This is a genomic window from Candidatus Brocadia sinica JPN1 (assembly GCF_000949635.1).
Lineage (GTDB): Bacteria > Planctomycetota > Brocadiia > Brocadiales > Brocadiaceae > Brocadia > Brocadia sinica.
Genome location: NZ_BAFN01000001.1, coordinates 3859212 through 3880021 on the forward strand (window position 1 = coordinate 3859212; position 20810 = coordinate 3880021).

At 43.3% G+C, this 20810-nt stretch carries 22 protein-coding genes, 1 tRNA gene and 2 pseudogenes; 12 read left to right on the forward strand and 13 right to left on the reverse strand.

The features are described 5' to 3' along the window. Positions 1 to 5 precede the first annotated feature (5 nt). From BROSI_RS17735 to BROSI_RS17780, 10 genes are all read right to left on the reverse strand, one after another. Positions 6 to 344, reverse strand: a complete 339-nt coding sequence (locus tag BROSI_RS17735) for a P-II family nitrogen regulator (RefSeq protein ID WP_052565243.1) — start codon at positions 342 to 344, stop codon at positions 6 to 8. 14 nt (positions 345 to 358) lie between these two features. Beyond that, positions 359 to 1393 carry a phospholipase D-like domain-containing protein gene (locus tag BROSI_RS17740; RefSeq protein WP_052565245.1) on the reverse strand — a complete coding sequence of 345 codons (1035 nt, stop codon included), beginning with the start codon at positions 1391 to 1393 and terminating at the stop codon, positions 359 to 361. Then, positions 1390 to 2268, reverse strand: a complete 879-nt coding sequence (locus tag BROSI_RS17745) for an NAD(P)H-hydrate dehydratase (protein ID WP_052565246.1) — start codon at positions 2266 to 2268, stop codon at positions 1390 to 1392. The genes BROSI_RS17740 and BROSI_RS17745 overlap by 4 nt, the downstream gene beginning before the upstream one ends. A gap of 164 nt (positions 2269 to 2432) precedes the next feature. Next, on the reverse strand, positions 2433 to 3185 hold the full coding sequence (larB, locus tag BROSI_RS17750; protein WP_052565248.1) for a nickel pincer cofactor biosynthesis protein LarB: 753 nt from the start codon (positions 3183 to 3185) through the stop codon (positions 2433 to 2435). 216 nt (positions 3186 to 3401) lie between these two features. Beyond that, entirely contained in the window at positions 3402 to 3890 is a 489-nt protein-coding gene (locus BROSI_RS17755; protein ID WP_052565250.1) for a hypothetical protein, read from the reverse strand. A 49-nt stretch (positions 3891 to 3939) separates the two neighbouring features. Further along, complete coding sequence (gene tsaD, locus BROSI_RS17760; protein WP_052565252.1) at positions 3940 to 4947, reverse strand: tRNA (adenosine(37)-N6)-threonylcarbamoyltransferase complex transferase subunit TsaD; 1008 nt, start codon at positions 4945 to 4947, stop codon at positions 3940 to 3942. 71 nt (positions 4948 to 5018) lie between these two features. Further along, positions 5019 to 6353, reverse strand: coding sequence for a S41 family peptidase (locus BROSI_RS17765; RefSeq protein ID WP_052565254.1), 1335 nt, complete (start codon positions 6351 to 6353; stop codon positions 5019 to 5021). Further along, a complete protein-coding gene (locus tag BROSI_RS17770) occupies positions 6350 to 7294 on the reverse strand; it encodes a transketolase family protein (RefSeq protein ID WP_052565257.1) in 945 nt (314 codons plus the stop codon). The genes BROSI_RS17765 and BROSI_RS17770 overlap by 4 nt, the downstream gene beginning before the upstream one ends. Positions 7295 to 7312: 18 nt before the next feature. Next, positions 7313 to 8140, reverse strand: a complete 828-nt coding sequence (locus BROSI_RS17775) for a transketolase (RefSeq protein WP_052565259.1) — start codon at positions 8138 to 8140, stop codon at positions 7313 to 7315. A 219-nt stretch (positions 8141 to 8359) separates the two neighbouring features. Next, a tRNA-Phe gene (locus tag BROSI_RS17780) sits at positions 8360 to 8435 on the reverse strand. 203 nt (positions 8436 to 8638) lie between these two features. Here BROSI_RS17780 and BROSI_RS17785 point away from each other — a divergent pair. Then, positions 8639 to 9058, forward strand: a complete 420-nt coding sequence (locus BROSI_RS17785) for a carboxypeptidase-like regulatory domain-containing protein (protein WP_052565261.1) — start codon at positions 8639 to 8641, stop codon at positions 9056 to 9058. A 248-nt stretch (positions 9059 to 9306) separates the two neighbouring features. Here BROSI_RS17785 and BROSI_RS21515 read toward each other — a convergent pair whose 3' ends face one another. From BROSI_RS21515 to BROSI_RS17800, 3 genes are read right to left on the reverse strand one after another with little or no spacing between them, the layout of a single operon-like run. Continuing rightward, positions 9307 to 9858 carry a transposase gene (locus BROSI_RS21515; RefSeq protein ID WP_082059310.1) on the reverse strand — a complete coding sequence of 184 codons (552 nt, stop codon included), beginning with the start codon at positions 9856 to 9858 and terminating at the stop codon, positions 9307 to 9309. Further along, the gene (gene surE / locus BROSI_RS17795; protein WP_052565265.1) at positions 9803 to 10573 is read right to left on the reverse strand and encodes a 5'/3'-nucleotidase SurE; all 771 of its coding nucleotides are present in this window, start codon (positions 10571 to 10573) and stop codon (positions 9803 to 9805) included. Before surE ends, BROSI_RS21515 begins: the two co-directional genes overlap by 56 nt. 5 nt (positions 10574 to 10578) lie before the next feature. After that, on the reverse strand, positions 10579 to 11250 hold the full coding sequence (locus tag BROSI_RS17800; protein WP_157842617.1) for a TIGR04283 family arsenosugar biosynthesis glycosyltransferase: 672 nt from the start codon (positions 11248 to 11250) through the stop codon (positions 10579 to 10581). 417 nt (positions 11251 to 11667) lie between these two features. On the opposite strand from BROSI_RS17800, the gene BROSI_RS17810 reads away from it, so the two are divergent. From BROSI_RS17810 to BROSI_RS17865, 11 genes and pseudogenes are all read left to right on the forward strand, one after another. Then, a complete protein-coding gene (locus BROSI_RS17810; RefSeq protein ID WP_052565271.1) occupies positions 11668 to 11877 on the forward strand; it encodes a DUF4160 domain-containing protein in 210 nt (69 codons plus the stop codon). Between the two features lie 56 nt (positions 11878 to 11933). Next, positions 11934 to 12218 (forward strand): DUF2442 domain-containing protein, encoded by a 285-nt coding sequence (locus BROSI_RS17815; RefSeq protein WP_052565273.1) that lies wholly within the window; start codon positions 11934 to 11936, stop codon positions 12216 to 12218. Positions 12219 to 12517: 299 nt separating this feature from the next. Continuing rightward, positions 12518 to 13515: pseudogene (locus tag BROSI_RS20900) on the forward strand (DDE-type integrase/transposase/recombinase); the annotation flags it as partial. A 768-nt stretch (positions 13516 to 14283) separates the two neighbouring features. Continuing rightward, positions 14284 to 15402 (forward strand): 3-isopropylmalate dehydrogenase, encoded by a 1119-nt coding sequence (gene leuB, locus BROSI_RS17835; protein WP_052565279.1) that lies wholly within the window; start codon positions 14284 to 14286, stop codon positions 15400 to 15402. Positions 15403 to 15548: 146 nt separating this feature from the next. Then, positions 15549 to 15824 (forward strand): hypothetical protein, encoded by a 276-nt coding sequence (locus BROSI_RS17840; RefSeq protein WP_052565281.1) that lies wholly within the window; start codon positions 15549 to 15551, stop codon positions 15822 to 15824. Between the two features lie 242 nt (positions 15825 to 16066). Next, positions 16067 to 16241, forward strand: a pseudogene (locus BROSI_RS21520) (peptide-methionine (R)-S-oxide reductase); the annotation flags it as partial. A gap of 156 nt (positions 16242 to 16397) precedes the next feature. Next, the gene (locus tag BROSI_RS17845; protein WP_052565283.1) at positions 16398 to 17771 is read left to right on the forward strand and encodes an MmgE/PrpD family protein; all 1374 of its coding nucleotides are present in this window, start codon (positions 16398 to 16400) and stop codon (positions 17769 to 17771) included. A gap of 305 nt (positions 17772 to 18076) precedes the next feature. Then, positions 18077 to 18919 (forward strand): phosphosulfolactate synthase, encoded by an 843-nt coding sequence (locus tag BROSI_RS17850; RefSeq protein ID WP_052565285.1) that lies wholly within the window; start codon positions 18077 to 18079, stop codon positions 18917 to 18919. 189 nt (positions 18920 to 19108) lie between these two features. Next, complete coding sequence (locus BROSI_RS17855) at positions 19109 to 19531, forward strand: DUF3303 domain-containing protein (RefSeq protein ID WP_157842618.1); 423 nt, start codon at positions 19109 to 19111, stop codon at positions 19529 to 19531. A gap of 115 nt (positions 19532 to 19646) precedes the next feature. After that, positions 19647 to 19907, forward strand: a complete 261-nt coding sequence (locus BROSI_RS17860; protein WP_052565288.1) for a DUF2024 family protein — start codon at positions 19647 to 19649, stop codon at positions 19905 to 19907. A gap of 34 nt (positions 19908 to 19941) precedes the next feature. After that, positions 19942 to 20787, forward strand: a complete 846-nt coding sequence (locus BROSI_RS17865; protein ID WP_052565290.1) for an aldo/keto reductase — start codon at positions 19942 to 19944, stop codon at positions 20785 to 20787. Positions 20788 to 20810 lie beyond the last annotated feature (23 nt).

Consider the following 20810-nt stretch of genomic DNA (forward strand, 5'->3'; position numbering starts at 1 on the left):
GTTCTCTAAATGGCTTTTTCTCCCTTTTCCCCTGTACGAATACGAATAACATTTTCAATAGGAGAAATAAAAATCTTTCCATCTCCGATATTGCTTGTTTTGGCTTCCTTTACAATGCATTGTACAATTTTCTCGACATCCTTGTCCATAACCACCATTTCCAGTTGCATTTTCTTTAAAAGATCTGTCCTAAAGGTTCTTCCGCGCCACTGCTCGGTAATGCCCTTTTGATGACCGTGTCCTTTTACCTCGGTTACCGTCATACCAGGATATCCGATGTCTAATAAAGCGTCCTTCACCATTGCAAACCGATCCTCTCTTACAATTGCCGTAATCTTTTTCACACTCTATCCTCCCATTATTCTATGTTTCCGTCATCGAGGCGATAAGGGGCGTTGATCCCGGAGCGGGAGACCAATTTGCCGGTATAGGTAATCGTACTTCCCACGCTAACGTTCATTACCTTTTCAAACATCCTCCAGTCAAACCGGATTTCCACTTCCGCATTCTTGCTCCGTTGACGACTTACTCCGATACGATTCCAGTCTACACGTCCCATCCCTTTATAAGACACGACCCCCTGCCACCGGACATATTTACCCTTGTACTTCTGCCACAATTCATTTTTTTCAGAACGGGAAAACGTACTTTTCTTTCCCAATTGCTTGTCCAACGCGTCAAAAGATATCTCAATAAAATCTTTCGGTATCGCTGCCTCCGGAGTCGGTTCTGAAGATTTCCCGGTAGCCGTTGGCTCTTTATCAGGGCTATGGTCCTGAGTTGCTTGATTAGCATTCAAGGTGTCAGAGGGAATATCAGGGACAAGAGGATCTTTCGTTGCAACCCATTCATTCCGGTTATATAAAAAAGGAGCTGCCTCTCCTTCTGTAAACAGGGTATAAAATATGCTCTTGTAAGCGCGAATTTTTTCCGGGTCGTAATGAAACAAGACATCATTGCAAATAGTTCTTTTCCGGTAGGCAAGCCAGTTGTATGCCCCGCTTACCAATATCCTGTCATCCAATAAAATAAAATCCTGTATCTGGTCATTGCCAATATGGGTCTTAAGGATCCTGGTATCGAATTTTCTGTGAAGTAATGTTTCAACCAGCGGGCCTCTGTTATTGTTAGCACCAGTACCATATTCTAAAATTACGATACGTACCCGAATGCCTTTATCTCTGGCAGCTTCCAGATCTTTTATGATATCCAGGGCCGCAAAGGTGTGAATACAAATATTTATGCACCGATTTGCATATTCAATCCCTTCCTTCAATTGCTCATTGACAGTGCCTTTTGGGGCATGATAGGCGCCACTTTCAGCATATAAGGAATGTAAGGGATTGGAAAACCACCCCAGCAGCACCACCACCACGATTAGCAATCGTTTCATATACTCGTATTTTCTCTATAAGTCAGGAATGCCATGGGTAACTTATTCAATATATCCGTGGCGATCATCGAAATTTCACCCATTTCCTGCGCAGCAAGATCGCCTGCCAAACCATGCAGATACACACCCGCCTGTGCAGCCTCAAAGGGTGAATACGTTTGCCCCAGAAAGGCTGCAATCATACCCGTCAATACATCACCAGCCCCTGCAGTGGCCATTCCTGGATTACCTGTCTTATTTATATAGAACTTCTCTTCATTCATAACAACGGTCTGATGTCCTTTTAATACGAGGGTCACATTATACTTGTCTTTAACAAACGTCCTGGACACATCTAAACGTTTAGACTGGATTTCCTGTGAAGAAGATATTCCGAGAAGACGAGCCATTTCTCCAGGATGTGGTGTAAGTATAATCTGTTTTTTTATCTTATACAGCACTTCAGGATTATCTGCCAAAGCATTAATTCCGTCAGCATCCAGCACAATGGGCCTATCCAGAGATTGTAATAACCATAATACCAGTCTCTTCGTCTCAAGGTACTGGGACAGACCGGGACCTATGGCAATCACATCAAAACTTTGCGAAAAATCGAGGATGTCCTGACGTCCCGATTCAGCCAGGGTTTTTACATGGGTTTCGGGTAAGGGATGCGTCATGACGCAGGTTAGTTTGGATGCCACGATTCCGTGCAGGCTCTCCGGGATGCCCAGAGTTACAAGCCCGGCTCCGGCACGCAGAGCTGCGTTACTACAGAGACATGCGGCGCCAGTCATGCCACGGGAACCAGCCAGCACCAATACCCTCCCGTAGTTTCCTTTGTGAGTATCGGGTTTTCTGGAAGGAATCTTTGGTAATGTCTTTACTTCAAACATAGAATTGCAATAAATTTTTTAATCACGGAGACCACCGCGAGGAAATTCTTTTGTTTCTACCAACAAATCTGACTTTATCAAAATTTATCAACGATGTTAATGAATCCATTCTATCTTTCTCTATGCACTCCGTGTGCTTTGTGGCTGAGATTCTGCAATCACCCTCACTTTTTTGTCTGATTGATCAAAGAGGCAACATAAGCTGCCCCAAAGCCATTGTCAATATTTACAACCGATACACCGGAGGCGCAACTATTCAGCATAGACAAAAGCGCTGCAATTCCATAAAAGCTGGCTCCATAACCAATACTTGTCGGCACGCCAATGACAGGGCAATTTACCAAACCTCCTACGACACTTGCCAGTGCACCTTCCATTCCGGCTACAACAATGATTACGCTGGCCTTTAGTAATTCACTGTGATTTTTCATAAGCCGATGGATACCGGCAACACCAACATCATACAGTACCCGCACAGTATTGCCCATGATCTCTGCCGTTACCCTTGCTTCCTCTGCAACGGGGATATCAGAGGTACCTGCTGTTATGATTAAGATTAATCCTTTGTGTGGCTTCCGGCGGGTCTTTCGTATCGTAATTGTTCTTGCCTGTTCATGGTAAGCAGCCGCTGGGAATTTTCTGGAAACGGCCTCATAAATTTCCATACTCGCGCGGGTTGCAAGCATATCATTCTCGCCTGCAACAATATGTTCTACAATCTTTACAACTTGCTCAGGGGTCTTGCCGAGACAAAAAATAACTTCCGGAAAACCACAGCGAATTTTACGGTGACTATCCACTTTGGCAAAACCAATGTCCTTATAAGGTAACTCCCTGATCTTTCCCAGGACGTCATGTATTGACACTTCCCCGGCCTTATAATCTTCTAATAATTGTTTTATGACATCAATATCCATAATTTAAATATTTAGGAATCTCAATACTAAAGGGTGCCTGATTTAACGTATAGAAATTTCAAAGTTTTTGGTAGGTGACAACTCCCGTTGGCGACCTGTGGCAATTGCAAGCCGTTGTGAATTGCCAATCGCCATCAGGAGATGGCTCCTACCGATGGGCATTTAAACCTTCCAGCCAGAGTAGGGTGCGTCCTGCGCACCATCCGTACTTATTCATTATGGTTGTATCCATTCGCCTTTAAAATCAGCACTTCCATTCGTTTTAAAAGTTATCTTTATAGGGTTTTTAACTTTGATACTGGAATTTATTTTAATTTTTCCTTTTATGGTATTCCCTTTGGAAGTTCCAGAAATATCAACAGTTTTAATGTTTAATGAATAATCCGAAGGAAGCAGTCCTATCAATAATAAATTCACATTAATGATATCCGAGATTTCTTTTTTATCTGCTTTGATTTCGAAGGTATCGTTTCCGGTATTTTCCCATTCACTTTCAATATTTAAGCCTTCACTCTCGAAATTCCCATTTTCTGAAAATACCCATGTATCCTCTCCAATTTCAATCGTGTCCGCGGAGATATTTACCTTATATGTGCCAGGTTTAACTCCTCCAAACAAAGAAGTTTGCTGTAAAACCATCAACAAAACAGGAGCTGCCAATATAAAAGTAAAATATCTTTTAAAGTTTTTTCTGTCCAACGTCATTTACACCCTCCTTTTCCAAAAAAGAGAAAACAGGTATAAAATAAATATGTTATGGAATAGCCTCTATATCAAGCCCTGCAATATCCCCTTCTAAATACTTCTTATAGGCAAGTCCTGCTACCATAGCAGCATTATCCGTACATAATCTGGTAGATGGACAGTATACGGGGATAGATAGCTCCTTCGATTTGTCTTTCAATCTCTGCCGAAGTCTGGAGTTCGCTGCTACGCCACCACCTGTTAGCACACCATGGACATTGTACATTTTCAATGCCAGGACAATCTTATCCACCAGGACATCAACCACCGCTTCCTGAAAGCTTGCGGCAATGTCTGCTCTTTTTTGATCAGATGGTGTTTTTGTATCGGTGTTTTTTGAATCTTGTCCCCGATAGTAATAGAGTACCGCCGTCTTAAGTCCGCTAAAACTGAAATCAAGTGAATCCTTCTCAAGGTAAGCCCTTGGGAAGGTTACTGCAGATGGGTTTCCAAGCCTCGCCAGTTTGTCAATGATGGGTCCACCGGGATAACCAAGACCCAATATCTTTGATACTTTATCGAAAGCCTCGCCAGCTGCGTCATCAATTGTCCAGCCCAACGGTATATGTTTCGTCTCATTTTCTGATAGAAAAAGTATGGTATGACCTCCTGAGACGACAAGGCTGACAACGGGGTACTGTATATCGGCGTATTCAAGATTGTTTGCGTAGATATGGGCATGGAGGTGGTCAATAGCTATTAAAGGTTTGTCCAGCACCATGCACAATGTCTTGGCTGCAGTCACTCCAATAAGCAATGAACCAATCAGCCCCGGGGTATTAACGACTGCAATTGCATCGATTTCAGTGAGTTGTATTTTTGCGTCGGCAAGGGCATTGTGAATGACCCCCATGATAGACTCTAAATGTGCCCGACAGGCAATTTCAGGAACCACACCTCCAAAATTACGATGCAATGTATCCTGTGACAAAATAATGCTTGACAATATCTCCCTGCCATCTTTCACAAGAGAAGCCGATGTCTCATCACAGGATGTTTCAATGCCCAGAATTAGCATAGCGAAAAAAGGCAGGAAAATTTTCTGCCTTCGTTAAAACAATTTACATGTGGACTACAATTTCAATTTTTTTAATGAGTGTGTATACCCTTCGCATAAACCTCTATGCCTTTCAGAATATCAATTGCTCTTTCGAGCTGACTGTCTTCGTATTTCGGCTTTCCTTTTTCCTCAACGGGGCCTTTAGGGGCTGCATCCTTTTCCCTCACTTCATTCATCTTGCTCTCAATGTTTAACGTAGCTAAATGCTCGTGCAGAGCCTTTATTTCTGCAAAAGTGAGGGGCACCGTTATATCGGGTTCAATTCCTTTTTCATGGATACAAACTCCAGATGGGGTATAATACCGCGCCGTTGTCAATTTTAAAGCAGCTTTTCCATCTCCTACGGGAATCAGACTTTGAACAGATCCTTTGCCAAATGTCTTAACACCAAGCAGTAAACCCCGTTTGTGATCCTTCAGTGCGCCCGCAACAATCTCTGAGGCGCTTGCGCTTCCATTATTTACCAATACTACCATGGGGAAATTGGGATAGGTTCCCTTCTTACGGGCGTGGTATATATAATTCTGGGTCTTATCTCTTCCCCGGGTAGAAACAATAATACCTTTTTCCAAGAACTTATCAGCCATATCTACAGCGGCGTTTAATAATCCGCCAGGATTAAATCTCAAATCCAGTATCAAACTTTTCATGCCTTTTTTCAACAAATACTGAATAGCTGTATCCATGTCCTTTGCGGTATTTTCCTGAAAATTTGATACAGCAAGGTAACCAATCTTATACGCATCATCCGCTATTCTGGCACCCCGGATGCTGTTTACATAAATTTTTGCACGTTCGATGGTAATATCTACAGGCGCTGTATCACCTTCGTGAACAACAGTCAGGGTAATCTTTGTCCCTAACTTTCCCCGGAGCTTTTTTATCGCCTCACGAATACTCATGTTTTCTGTGGATTCGCCATCGATTTTAATGATTCGGTCGCCCACCAAAATCCCGGCTTTAAATGCAGGAGAATCGAGCAGGGGAGTGATCACGATTAATAACCCATCTTTAATAATTACTTCGATTCCCAGTCCTTCAAACTCTCCCTCCGTTTCAATTTTAAGGTCTTCTAACTCTTCGGGACTAAAATATTGACTGTAAGGGTCAAGTCCGGAAAGCATCCCACGGTATGCATTTATGAGGATTGTGTTCAGCTGTATTTCATCGACGTACTTGTCTTGTAATTCCTTCACGACTTTGATAAGCTCTTCAAATTCCTCATAAATACTTTCACTGGTCGGCTTAGCTTGTTCTTTTGCCTCAACCTGAGGTTCTTCAGAAGGTTTGTCCTGCCCAAACGAAACTGCTCTCAGCGCTGTGAGTGTTATAAATAATAAAAAGATGGATAGCCTTTTTTTCATTTTTTCTTTCGTCCTACGACCCGTTTTGCTGCCAGAACAATGTCATCCGGCAAGAGATGATATTCCTTAAAGAGGATATCAGGTTCTCCCGATTGACCAAAACGATTGTCAATGCCAATCATCTCGATGGGTATAGGGTAGGTTCGTGCCAATATCGACGCAACCGCGCTGCCCAAACCACCGTCCAGCACATGCTGTTCTGCAGTTACCACCGCATTTGCTTGTCTTGCAACCTTTATCAATAATTCCTGATCTATTGGTTTTAGCGTATGCATATTGACTACCGCTGCCTTAATTCCCTCCTTCGCTAGCATGTCGGCTGCTGTAAGTGAGTGTACCACCAATGCCCCACAAGCGATAATCGCCACATCATCTCCCGTTCTGAGGATATTTGCCCTTCCAATGGTGTATGGGTCTTCCTTTTTTGTTATTACAGGCACAGCAGCCCTGCCCAATCGGATATAGAGCGGACCTTTATAGTCTACCGCAGCCAGAATGGCCTTTCTTGTTTCAACCGCATCACATGGTTCAACAACACCCATAGTTGGAATTGTTCGCATCAGGGAGATGTCTTCTATGCATTGGTGTGATGCGCCATCAGGTCCAACTGAGACACCGCTATGGGTGGCAACAATTTTTACCTGTAGTCCACTGTAACAGATCGTATTTCTGACCTGCTCCCATGCCCTGCCTGTTGCAAAAATACTAAAACTGCTCACAAACGGAATCTTTCCGCACGTTGCCAATCCGGCAGCCGTATTCATCATGTTGGCCTCGGCAACCCCCATATTAAAGAACCTTTCGGGATATTTTTTGCCAAATTTGGCTGTCGTTGTGGACTTTGAGAGGTCAGCATCCAGCACCACGATGTCTTTGTTCTTTTCTCCAAGCTCTAATAGTGCGTCGCCATATGCCTGACGCGTGGCTACCATTTCAGTCATTTTCTATTTCCACCATGATTACTTTAATTCAGCCAGCGCACGTTCTGCCTCTTCTTTTGAAGGGGCCTTCCCATGCCAGTCAACCTGATTTTCCATGAAAGAGACACCCTTTCCTTTCACCGTTTTCGCCACAATGACGGTTGGCCGTCCTTTGATCTTCTCTGCCTCATCATAAGCGGCCAGGATAGACTCGTAATTATGTCCATCAATTTCAATCACATGCCAGCCAAACCCCCGCCATTTATCAGGTATCGGGTATGATGACATAATCTCATGAATAAAGCCGTCAATCTGCAGTCCATTTTGATCGAGAACGGCGCAAAGGTTATCCACCTTATAATGGCTTGCGGCCATCGCAGCTTCCCACACTTGCCCCTCCTCGATTTCTCCGTCGCCCAGCATGACGTAAGTTCGATAATCCTTTTTATCCAAGTTTGCCGCCAAGGCAATCCCAAGTCCAACCGAAAGACCCTGTCCAAGCGACCCACCGGATACTTCAATTCCCGGTGTTGTTTTCATACAGGGGTGCCCCTGGAGTGTGCTGCCGAACTGTCTCAGTGTATCAAGCTTGGCCGTATCGAAATAGCCCGTTTCTGCAAGTATGGCATAGAGTGAAGGGCAGGCGTGACCTTTCGACAAAATAAATCTATCCCTCTCTGGCCATTTAGGGAACTGTGGATTGTGCCGTAATTTGTTATAAAAAAGTGCAACCAACAAATCTACTGTTGATAGTGAACTGCCAGGATGTCCGGAGCCTGCCTTGGTTAGCATCCGTATAATATGCCTCCGAATAACCTTTGCACGTTCTTCTAAAGATTTCGTATCCAGATGCTTTAAATTTACCATAATCGTATTAATACAAGGGAAAAATAAAATATTCCAGGACTATATCATCACTATTAATAAACTAACGTTTGCAACATGGACATCGCGCAAGTTATTTAGTATGCTGGGAAGTGAAATGAATGCAAGGCGGGGAATTGTAATGTATTGGATACTTATTCAATATTTGAGGTAACAAAACTGAGAATACCTTAAATCCGGACACTTAGCTACAAGATTATATGGTGGGCAGAGCCGGGATCGAACCGGCGACACCAGGATTTTCAGTCCTGTGCTCTACCAACTGAGCTATCTGCCCGTTTGTGACAAATGTAACATTAACGAATTAATTATAAAATTGGATCAGAGACAAGTCAAGGTTTTTTATTGACTCTCTTGGTAATATGTATAATATCACATTTATCAGGAATTACTTTAGTGCGCCATAGCTGCGACCAAAAAGAGTTACTCGGTGCTGAATAATAATATTACCGCTTTAACAGTTTTTCACAGGAGGTTACCATGGTTAAAAACATTGCATTATCTTTATGTTTTATCATGGCTAGTGGATATGTATTTTCGTACAATACCATAACAGCCCAAACACCTACCCCTACGTTAGTACCTACACCTATTTCAAAAGGCAGTGTATCCGGTACAGTAACAGCCAAAAAATCAGGCAAGCCAATAAAGCGTGCAAAAGTTTCTTTGAAGAGTAAGGAACCGAATTTCAAGGACAAAACCACCACTGACAATGATGGTAAATATCTATTTTCAGATTTAAGCGCTGGTAATTATACCCTGAGGGTGAAGAAGCAAGGCTTTAAGAACGCAAAAAAGAAAATTGAACTTGCGGAAGGAGAAAATGAGGTAGTCGATTTTCAATTGAAAAAAGAAACTACCGATGATGACAATGGTGGCGGTGATGGTGGTGGATACTGAGAACATTACTTTGTTAAAAATTTAATCGGCACATTTTTTCTTAAGGCGTTTCGATTCAATTTCAAAAGTTATTGTCGTCATCCTTGTTCCATTTGCCAAAAATGACTAAAAACTTGATGGGAACATCACAATCTTTCAGCTTTGCCTCAAACGAATAGGTTTTATGTGAAACTTCAGAGCCATCCGTAGTTTTGAATGTAACGTATTTGATTTTATTCCTGTAATGTTTTTTGATGAGGGTAACGAGATCATCTGGTTTGATGCAGCAGTGTTTTTTTTGCCGGATGGTACATGAAGATGTTTCTGTTGGATTTCATTTCTGAGTAGAAGATTTTGTCTTTTTCATAGAGGTGTTTGAGGAACCTGGCTGTGGCATACCATGAGTCGAAGACTGTGCCTGAGAAACCGAAACTTTCTGCGTAGAGGTCGAAAAGTTCTATAGCGATTTGTATCATGTCTTTAAATTGAGGATTTTTTACTCCTCTGGGAAATTCAGAGGCAGGCAAATAAGGTATTATGTCAAGAGGGAAGCGTTTTGCTTGTGAGACGAAAGCAGCGCCGACTCCGGCATAACAGACTTCCTCTTTTTTGAGTGGGCTGAAATATTGCCACTTTGCTCCCTCGGTTTTCTTTGCAAAGGGTTTAGGGCGGTCTGTGTCATCAATGGCGAAAAGTCTGCCTTTCGTGGGAGCAGTAGTTCTTTGTTTTTGAATGATTTCCTGTCTTAATCCATCCTGGCCAAATTTACGACACGATCCCTTTCCAGTCCCACTCCACGACCCTTTTTTGCATGGCGTAATCTGTCAGGTCGTAACGGAGCGGAGTAATGGAGATATAGCCTTCGTTGACGGCATGAATATCTGTGTCTTCCTCACGATGTCGGGTCTTGTCTGTGCCTATCAACCAATAATAGTCCTTTCCACCAGGATCTATGCGTTTTTCAAAGTTTTCTTTAAAATCATGGGCAAATTGTCGTGTTACCTTTATACCTTTGATTTGATCCGGGGGAATTGAGGGAATATTTACGTTGAGCAACGACCCTTTTGGTAGTTTATGCGATAGAATGCGTTCTATGACGCTCCTGGCAACCTTTGCCGCGCTATGGATATCAGCATATTGGCCAGAAATCTCGAATGAAACGGCAATGGAGGGAAATCCCATAATGGCAGCCTCAACTGCCGCTGCCACTGTCCCGGAATACAGGATATGGATACCCACATTGGAACCCATATTAATTCCCGATATGACTACATCCGGTTTCTGTTTCACAACTTCATAAATGGCCAGTTTTACACAATCTGCCGGAGAGCCGTTTACACTGTAACCGATAAATTCATTATCTAAATGTGCCTCTCTGATTCGTAATGGATGGCTGAAGGTAATGGAGTGTCCCACGCCACTCTGTTCAACATCGGGCGCTACCACGGTAACTTGTCCCAGGTCTTGAATTTTATGCTTTAGGGCAGCAATCCCGGGGGCATAAATGCCATCATCATTTGTCAGCAATATCTGCATAATTTTTACCTCATGTCGTCATAAAAACGTTTAATGGTTTGAATATTCATACCAGCCCAATAGGCAAGCACTACGAACTTATTAATCAACAACTGTCTTATTGCACCTTTTTTGACGAATCGTCTCGCCGAAGAAATCACCGGCATCCGTATAAGGATAACTTTACCCTGGTTACCCAGCCGTTTATAAAAATCATAGTCTTCCATAATGGTTATTTCTTTGTATCCGTGGAGTGTCTGAAAGACATCACGTCGTGCAAAAATACCCTGGTCGCCAAAGTGGAAGAGTCTGAAGTTAAAGCGTGTGATAAATGAAACACCCTTTAGTATAAAGGTATCTGCATCAAATGCAATATAAAATGAACCTCCTGCTACCGTATCATCCTTCATCCTTTTTCTTATCTCACGGAAGGCGTTGCCTGGCAAGAGTGTATCGGCATGCAGGAATAGCAAAATATCGCCATTGCACGCCTTTGCACCGGTGTTCATCTGAATTGCCCGGCCACGCTGGCTGGTTATCACCGTGGTGTATCTTTTTGCGATCGCAACCGTATTATCGCTACTTCCTCCGTCTACCACAAAGAATTCATAATCACCGTCCTGTTTTGTAACGCTCTGAAGTGTTTTTTCAATGTGGGATTCTTCGTTCAGTGCGGGAATAATTACGGATATCTTCAACAAAGCGCCTGCATTGTATATGAGAACATAGCTTCAATATAAGCTTTTGGTGTCTTTTTAATGCCACGAAGACACAAAGGCACAAAGAAAAACCTTAAGGATAGCTCATGCGTTTCCGCCTGACATAATAATGACAAGCGAGACGATTGTCCTGCCTGTCTGGTGATTTTATGGTTTTGAAATTTCTTTAGTAATTTTAGCCATTTTGTATGTAGAATCAACAATAAATAGAAGGGGTAATTTTCTATTTTATTTGTCTGCATGGGTGGTGTATAATCCAGCAAATTTTAAAATAAATCAATCAAAGGGAAGGATTTTGAAATTTACCGAATAAGATTAGATACCAATTTGTGATACTTGTCGAAGGTTTCTAGGGACATTTGGTATCTATTACATCTTAAGGCACAAGAGGTGGCAATGCCTGTAATATCGATGTTCTTTGGGATTATTATCAGAATGTTTTATGATGATCAGAATCCACCACATTTTCATGTAGAATATCAAGGAAGAAAGGCGTTGTTTGATTTTCAAGGGAACATTATAAAAGGTGGTATTCAGTCGAAGACGGCTACAAGGCTGATTAGAGAATGGATTGATTTGCATGAAAAAGAATTATTTGAGGATTAGGAATTGGCTAAACGAGGCAAAGAATTAAAGAAAATTGACCCCTTGGAGTAAGAATTATGTGGGAACTAAATGATATTGTTAGTATTGAATATAAAAAGGATTATATTTACAAAATTATGTTTGATGACGGCCTTTCTGTCTGTGTTGACTTTGCGAAATGGCTAGATAAAGGTCCAGTATTCAAAAAGCTTAAAGATATAAAATTGTTTAAAAAAGCCCAAATTGATGGAGGAACTATTTCGTGGCCAAATGGAGCTGATATTGCTCCTGAAACAATTTATGAAGAAATTGAAAATGTCCAAATACGTCATTCCATCGGACGTGCTAAAGCACGCCGATGAACTCTGTTGTTCGCTAGAATGAATAAACGTATAAGTCATCTGGCATATCAGCATTACATACCATCATATCTTGTCAAGGAAACAGTGGCAATACTGACACGTTGAAAGCATTCCCCCCTCTGTGTCAATAATAGTTGGACACTTTCCCATATATAGTTTAGTGTAGGGTGGGAAGGAGAAGATCTATGAAAAATAGTAGTCCAATAAGTCTAAAAACAGATAACCTGTCTGTGGAAACGGGAGGAGCCCGCAGGGCGACTGGAGTTTCCACAGACAGTGCAACCCAACCTGGTCATTTTCCTGATCCTGAGGTAACAGAGAAGGCAGTTCGCCGGAAATTCACCGCAGCATATAAACTCCGCATCCTTCAAGAGGCGGAGGCATGTACTACACAGGGTCAAATTGGGGCGCTTTTACGGCGTGAAGGACTCTACTCGTCCAATCTCACCACATGGCGTCGTCAACAGAAGAAAGGCGCCCTGGAAGCGCTTTCCCCAAAACATCGCGGCCCAAAGGCGAAAAATATCGACCCCTCCGAACGTCGTATTGCTGAACTGGAAAAGGAAAACCATCGGCTGAAAGAGAAACTCAAACGGGCAGAAATCATTATTGACGTCCAAAAAAAACTCTCGGAAATACTTCAGATACCACTGGGTACAACAGGAGAGAAGATATGATGCGCGCCGCCGAATCTCTTGCTCAACATGTGCGCATCAAAAAAGCCTGCAAGGCACTGGGTATCCCAAGAGCGAGTTATTATTACTACCAAAAGTGCAAAAAAGACCTTTCTTGCAAAAGGGTATCTTCGACGCCTCCACTGGCATTGTCAGAGCAGGAACAGCAATCGGTTCTTGATATCTTCCATAGCGAACGCTTTCTTGATAAGGCCCCGCATGAGATTTATGCAACTTTGCTTGATGAAGGAACCTACCTGTGTTCCACGAGAACCATGTACCGTATCCTGAAAAAACATGGTGAAGTACGTGAAAGAAGAAACCAGGCGCTCAGACCCAATTACCAGAAGCCGGAGCTTCTGGCAACGGCTTCTAATCAGGTATGGTCATGGGATATAACAAAACTCAGAGGACCTGCAAAGCGGACATATTTCTATCTCTATGTCATTCTCGACATCTTCAGCCGTTATGTCGTCGGATGGATGGTTGCGCACCACGAACAGGCCATATTGGCACAACGGCTTATTGCTGATAGCTGTAAAAAACAGGCTATCAAGCCTGAACAACTGGTGATCCACGCTGATCGCGGCCCAAGCATGACATCTAAGCCTGTGGCGTTTCTTCTGTGTGGTCGCAAAGGAATGGAAAACACGCAGTTCATTGCGGCCGGTAGAGCATTCGAAAATCTACCGGGCAGCCATAAGATATATTTACAGAAGATTTGGCGATGTGACAAGCATCACCCCGGTAACTTTTGTTATAGCTATTGGAAATGGGATTAAAAGCCGTGCAACCATAAGGATAATATATCGAGCAAATATCGGGACAAAAGCTTAGAATTAATAGTGTCTGGTTTTAATTTTGCTATCCTTGTTTATACTGTATATCAAATTATTGTTGTTGTGTAATGTAGTAAAAAATAATCTGCCATTTTTCTTTGGTGGTAACCATGTTTCCTATCTCTTTCCTGCTTTTGTGATAAGTAAAGGATAAGATTTTCCAAACCTTCTGTACCACAATAACTACCCCACTTGATGGAACGTGATAAACTGCCTCATCAAAGCTATCCTTAAAATGTCTTGCCACCTACCGTAATCTATCGATTCGTTAATCTATATTCCCAATAATCCAACCATGTCGCGTCTGCCGTTACAACAAACCAGCGAAAATACGAAATAAATAGAAGTAGATTCTTTTCAAAAAGAAAGGTAAAATCATTCCTTATTTTGGACACAGATGAACGCGTACTTCGTCGCGAGCGCTCAGCCGAACGATTGGCAGGTTTGTAGGGGGCATGGTTGCCGTGTCCCAGCAGTATGTATCTGCAAAAATCTGCGTCCTGATTCAAACAATTTGCTTATCAAGATTATGGATTTTACGGAGATTTATACATGAAAAAATGCATTGCTGCACTGGCAGGGGATGGGATTGGGCCGGAAATAATGAAGGAAGGACGAAAGGTGTTGGATGCCGTTGCGAAGAAATTTGGCCATACCTTTGAATATAAAGAGGCATTGGTAGGAGGATGCGCTTACGATAAGTATGATCATCCGTTACCTGATGAAACAAAAAAAATATGTGATAGTGCAGATGCTATCTATTTTGGCGCGGTGGGGGGGCCGAAATGGGAGAACCTCCCTGCAGAATTAACCCCTGAAAGGGGGGCGTTGTTGCCCTTGAGGGGTATTTATGGCTTATTTGCAAATCTGCGCCCGGCAGTAATCTTTGGGCCGCTGGCAGACGCGGCATCCCTAAAATCAGAGCGATTAAAAGGTGGATTGGATATCCTCATTGTCCGGGAATTGACAGGGGGGGTATATTTCGGTAAGAACAAGGTCAAGTCCATTACCTTGAAGGAAGGGGCTGTTCAGGGGGATTATGCCGTGGATTATATGATCTATTCTGTCCCAGAAATTCAGAGGATTACGAAAGTTGCCTGCGAGGCGGCTATGAAACGCAATAAGAAACTGACCTCTGTTGATAAGGCAAATGTCCTGGAAAGCTCAAAACTGTGGCGAAAAGTGGTTGTTGACTATGTTCAGAGGAATTATCCACAAATACAACTTAATCATATGTACGTGGACAATGCCGCCATGCAACTGGCGACGAATCCGAAACAATTCGATGTGATCGTCACGGAAAATATGTTTGGGGATATTCTGTCTGACCTGGCATCAGCCATCACCGGCTCTATTGGCATGCTTCCCAGCGCCAGTCTCTCAGAGACGGGTTTTGGACTTTTCGAGCCAATCCACGGTTCAGCCCCGGATATTGCAGGGCAAGGCAAAGCCAATCCATTAGCCCAGATCCTGTCCGGAGCTATGATGTTGAAATATGCCTTTGGTCTTAACAAAGAATCAGATGCTATTGAACAGGCCATTATGGCCGTACTGGAAGCTGGGTATCGGACGGGTGATATTGCCTCTGCCAGCACACCGAAGGACAAGACACTCTCAACATCAGGCATGGGAGATAAGGTGGCGGAGTATTTACAGAAGCTTAAATTCTAGCGCTTACCTGCGATAGTTAGTATTTTCCAAAAAAAATTTGACATTTTTAGCGAAAATGCAGGGAAAATATTTGCATATCGATCTGTTGCTGTAACTACCTCTTTTCGGAAGGTATCAGGCAATTACTGACAGGAGACGCCCGCAAGATGGGTTATTGTGTTAGTATCGTCGAATCTGAAAAAGAGATTGCAACAAAAACAGACCTGTTCATTGCTGATTTTCATACCTTTTCCGGGATATCTCCTGAAATACTCTTTCAACACAAGGTGAAAATCCTGCTCTTGTTGACGGATTGCCTCCCAAAGATACAAGATCAACGTCTCTTCAAATATATCTCAAAAGGACTCATTGGCAAGGAGATCATGAAACTTCTCAACATCAGTGAACTATTCGTGAAAAAAATACCTGAACGGTATCTATAAAAAGGCCGGAGTCGCTGACAGGCTGCAACTCGCCCTGTATGCCATGGAGCAGTAGTTAGTAGAAATCAGGCCTTCGGCGACTTACACGTGCCCCTTTTTTTACGACAAAATTCCACCCCCTTACCCTCGCCAGCGGGGGACAGCTGTTATCCCCCCTCGTAAGGGGGAGACGAAAAGTTTGAAATTCCTAAGCTTCTGGTTTTTGATAGCTAAACATGAACAGGGGCAGCATGAACATCCATAGGAGAGTTTCTTATGGTATGATAAGGATAGAAACTTCGTGCAACCGGTGTGATGCGCATCTTGGACATGTATTTAACGATGGCCCCACCGCCAACCGGACTTCGATATTGCATCAATTCGGCCTCATTCAATTTCGTTGAGAAAAAAGCAGCCTTACTGCCGAAGTGTTTATGATTTGTATCCTGGGAGACAATTAATTTATTGATAATTCATGGCTTTTGTATTATTTTAAGCTCAACTCATTCGTTGATTACTCAGAAGTATGTTTGTAGGAAATTATTGGTGCTTTATAAAAAAGTGTTGCTCAAAGTATCACAGAGAGGAGGCATTATGACGCTGGCAGAACACCTGGCAACATTTGTCGTAAGGTCGTCGTATGACAACCTCTCAGAAATTGCATGCCAGCAACTCAAAATTCGAGTTTTGGACGCACTTGGTTGCGCAATAGGCGCTCTGGACGGGGAACCTATCCGGTTGATCAGGGCACAGATCGAAGATTCTGGGGATACAGGACGCTGCACCACGATTGGCGGTTGGCAGACGGCCCCGGACCGTGCGGCATTCTACAATAGCGCATTAGTACGCTACCTTGACTTCAACGACAGTTATCTGGCAAAAGGAGAAACTTGTCACCCCAGCGATAATTTTGGCGCGGTGCTTGCCGCTGCCGAGTACGCAAACCGAAGCGGACGGGAATTCCTGACCTCCCTTGCGGTTGCCTATCAAGTACAGTGTCGTTTGAGCGACGTTGCTCCGGTACGGGCCAAAGGCTTTGACCATACCACGCAGGGAGCATATGCAGTAACGGCAGGTGTTTCCAGGGCGCTGGGGTTAGATCTGGCCAAAACTGCCAACGCACTTGCAATCAGCGGAACGGCCTTTAATGCATTGAGGGTAACCCGAACCGGTGCGCTGTCCCATTGGAAAGGTCTGGCCTATCCAAACACCGCGTTCGGCTGCACGCATGCAACTTTTCTGGCCATGCGAGGCATTACTGGCCCATTGGAGGTCTTTGAGGGGAATAAGGGTTTTATGGATACGATTGCCGGTCGATTTGAGATTGATTGGACTCAAGAGGATTTAGGGCGGGTGACGAGCACGATACTGAAGAGGTACAATGCCGAGATTCATTCCCAGTCAGCCATCGAAGGCATCCTGGAACTAAAGCAAGAGTGCGGATTTACAGCCGCTGAGGTAACACAGGTTGAAATAGAGATTTTTGATGTGGCATATCACATCATCGGAGGTGGTGAGGAAGGAAACAAGACCATTGTCAGGACAAAGGAGGAAGCAGACCATAGTCTCCCTTATATGATTGCAGTTGCAATGCTGGATGACCGGGTCATGCCCGAGCAGTACAAACCGGAGCGCATCCAGCGTCAAGATGTTCAAGGATTGCTTAAAAAAATCTTGGTAAGGCCGTCAGAAGCCTATAGTCAACGGTTCCCAAACGAAATGCCATGCCGAATTACCGTCTCACTCTCTGACGACCGGGTGCTGGTCAAAGAAAAGCGGGACTACGAGGGTTTTCATACTCGTCCGATGCGATGGGAAACCGTGGTACAGAAGTTCGAGCGGCTCAGTGGACCATACACAGATGCATCCCTGCGCCTCAAAATTATAGATGCGGTCGCTGATATGGATTCAATACAGATTTCATATATACTGAGATTGCTGGCAAAGGTTCAGGTTCCGGCAACTTGATGTTTAAGAATTTCAAAGTTTTAGCATGGGAGCCAAAGCCATGCCCCTTTCGACAGAGAGGAGGCATAGCTTTTCCCGTTAAAAAGAGGAAATAAAGGGGTAGTTGAAGTGGGAAAGAAGTCCAATCCACCCCCTGCACCTCCGCCAGCGGGGAATATGAAGGATTCAATACAAATAAGAAATTAACAGTGATTATTGATTCCTTAACTTAACACCTATGGGATACAGGGGGAGTAACACTAAGGTTTTCTTTGTGACTTGGCATCTTTGTGGCAAAAAATGAAACAGATTAAGGAGGATCAAAAATGGCTCAATTTAAAACCCACACTGCAGAACGAGCGTTTGCCTTTCTAAAAGTTAATGAGCGCCAGCCAAAGCCTCGTACAAAAGGCGTTACGGAGATCCGAGGCCCTTACTATACACCGATGGGTAAGCATTATTTGCAAGATATTCTGGAAACTATGGGCGCTTATGTGGACACACTCAAGTTTGCTGGCGGATCCTTCAGCCTCATGCCGCGGCAGATAGTCAAGGAACTCATTGATATCTGCCATGCGTATAACGTTCGTGTCTCCACAGGAGGCTTTATAGAATATGTGCTTACCCAAGGAATTGAAGCTGTGGGCCGCTACATTCAAGAGTGCAAGGAACTCAGCTTTGATATCGTAGAGATTTCAAGCGGCTTTATCACCGTGCCAACGGAAGACCTCGTGCGCCTCGTTGAGAAGGTACAAAAGGCTGGATTGATCGCAAAGCCGGAAGTTGGAATTCAATTTGGATCTGGCGGCGCAAGCGCCGTCGCCGAACTGGAGGCCGAAGGAACGCGTGACCCGGAATGGGCCATTTTGCAGGCAAAACGATTTTTAGAGGCCGGGGCGCATATGATTATGATAGAATCTGAGGGGATTACCGAAAATGTAAAGATGTGGCGGACTGATGTTGTGGCCAGGATCATCAATGCGTTGGGGCTGGAAAAAGTGATGTTTGAAGCGGCAGATCCTGACGTCTTTTCGTGGTATATTAAGAATTACGGGCCGGAGGTTAATCTCTTTGTTGATCACAGCCAGATTGTTCAGCTTGAATCTCTGAGGTCAGGCATCTGGGGAACAAAAAGCCTCTGGGGCCGTGTTCTCACATACAGGAGTTAAGTGAAAAAGGAGGTGATAATCAAAAATACCCATTATAGAGAATTTGAAGGAACAGGAAACGAAGTTTACTGCCATTAACAAAGGCTATTGTTATATGGTAATCGGCCAATTTTTTCCCAGAAAACATTGAAAGTTGATTATAAAACAACGTGTTTTCATAAAACTCAGGTAAAAGGAGAAACAGACGACATGAAGCAAAAGAGAACTATACTATTTAATGCTTGTGTCCTATTTGCAACCATGATGTTCATCAGTTCTAACGTTTATGCCAACGAGAATGAGAAGGAGTCTGGATGGAATATCGGTGTTGCCGGCAAAAAAACGGTATACGTCGCTCACTGGACACATACCCCGGAAAACTGTCCTGGCAGGAGTGAAGAAGGAGCAATGATGCTGAGTAAGTTCTGGGAGGGAAGAAAAATAGCCGAAGAGAAGGGTGTAACGATACTGGGAGCTTATGCCACAGTTACAGAACATGATTTTTTTATTATCCTGGAAGCAAATGATTATAGTGCAGTGGTAGAATTTTTTCTTCCACTGGTGCCCAGCCAGACCGGGAAAATTGTACCCGTTCTCACTATAGACGAATGCCTGCAGATGGTGTCACGGTGAAAAAAGAATCTGAAATTCATCTGACTAACAGACAAGCAAAAGATTTCGCACGCATTGCGCAATCAAAATACCGTTTATTGTCTCATCAATACGCTAAAGATCGGAGGGATACTCTATGAAAGTAGCTGTCTACGATACCTACGTCGTAAAGAAGAACGGGGCGACGATGCATTTTGATATTATCGTTCCAAAGGATCAGCCCCATGAAAAGGTCATCCAATATGGTCATGAATATCTAAAGAGAGTCGGACAGGAGGGACAACCGCTCACAACCAAGGAATGCCGCTTCTGTCATACGGAAGAGGCATCAGAGGATGTTGAAAAGGCCATTAATGAGAGCGGTTATTATATTTACGAAATGGAAGGATGTGATTGAGAAACATCCCCTCCGATCTTAATGCGAGGCTACGATGGAATTCAAAAAATTGTCGAATAACATTGAAATACCTGTTATAGGTCTTGGAACATGGACTATTGGCGGAGGAGATGTGGCAGACACTACGTATGACAGTGAAGATATTTCTGCAATTAAAAATGCGATCAAACTTGGAATAACAAACATTGATACCGCGGAAGCGTATGCCCAGGGCCATACAGAAGAACTGGTTGGAAGGGCAATCGGTGGTTTTGATAGAAAAAATCTGTTTATCACTTCGAAAGTTTCATCGGAGCATTTAAGTTATGAGGAGCTCATTGTTTCTGCTAAAGGGAGTCTAGGGAGGTTAAATACGAATTATATTGATTTATATCTGATTCATGCGCCGAACCCGGACATCCCAATACAGGAAACCATGAAGGCAATGGATTTTCTCGTTGAACAAAAACTGGTTAAGTGTATTGGGGTAAGTAATTTTGCGGTTGAACAAATAAAAGAAGCGCAGAAATATACGAAAAATAAAATCGTTGCCAATCAGATTGAATACAACCTGCTTGTAAGGAATGAAGGTAGAGTAACGAATGATATGGAATCAAAAATAATTCCCTATTGCCAGGAAAATAATATTCTCGTTATCGCATGGAGACCTCTTGCAAAGGGCGAACTCGCAAAACCCGGGTTTAAAATCTTAGATGAACTAGCCAAAAAATACAACAAGGCGCAGTCTCAAATTGCAATAAATTGGCTAATTTCTAAAAAAGGAATTGTTACCATAACGAAATCAACAAAGGTTGAACACCTCAGAGAAAACTTAGGCGCCATTGGCTGGAAATTAAAGCAGGAAGATATTGATCGATTGAATAACGAATTTATAAGTTGATCTAAGCCTGAATTATATAGTTT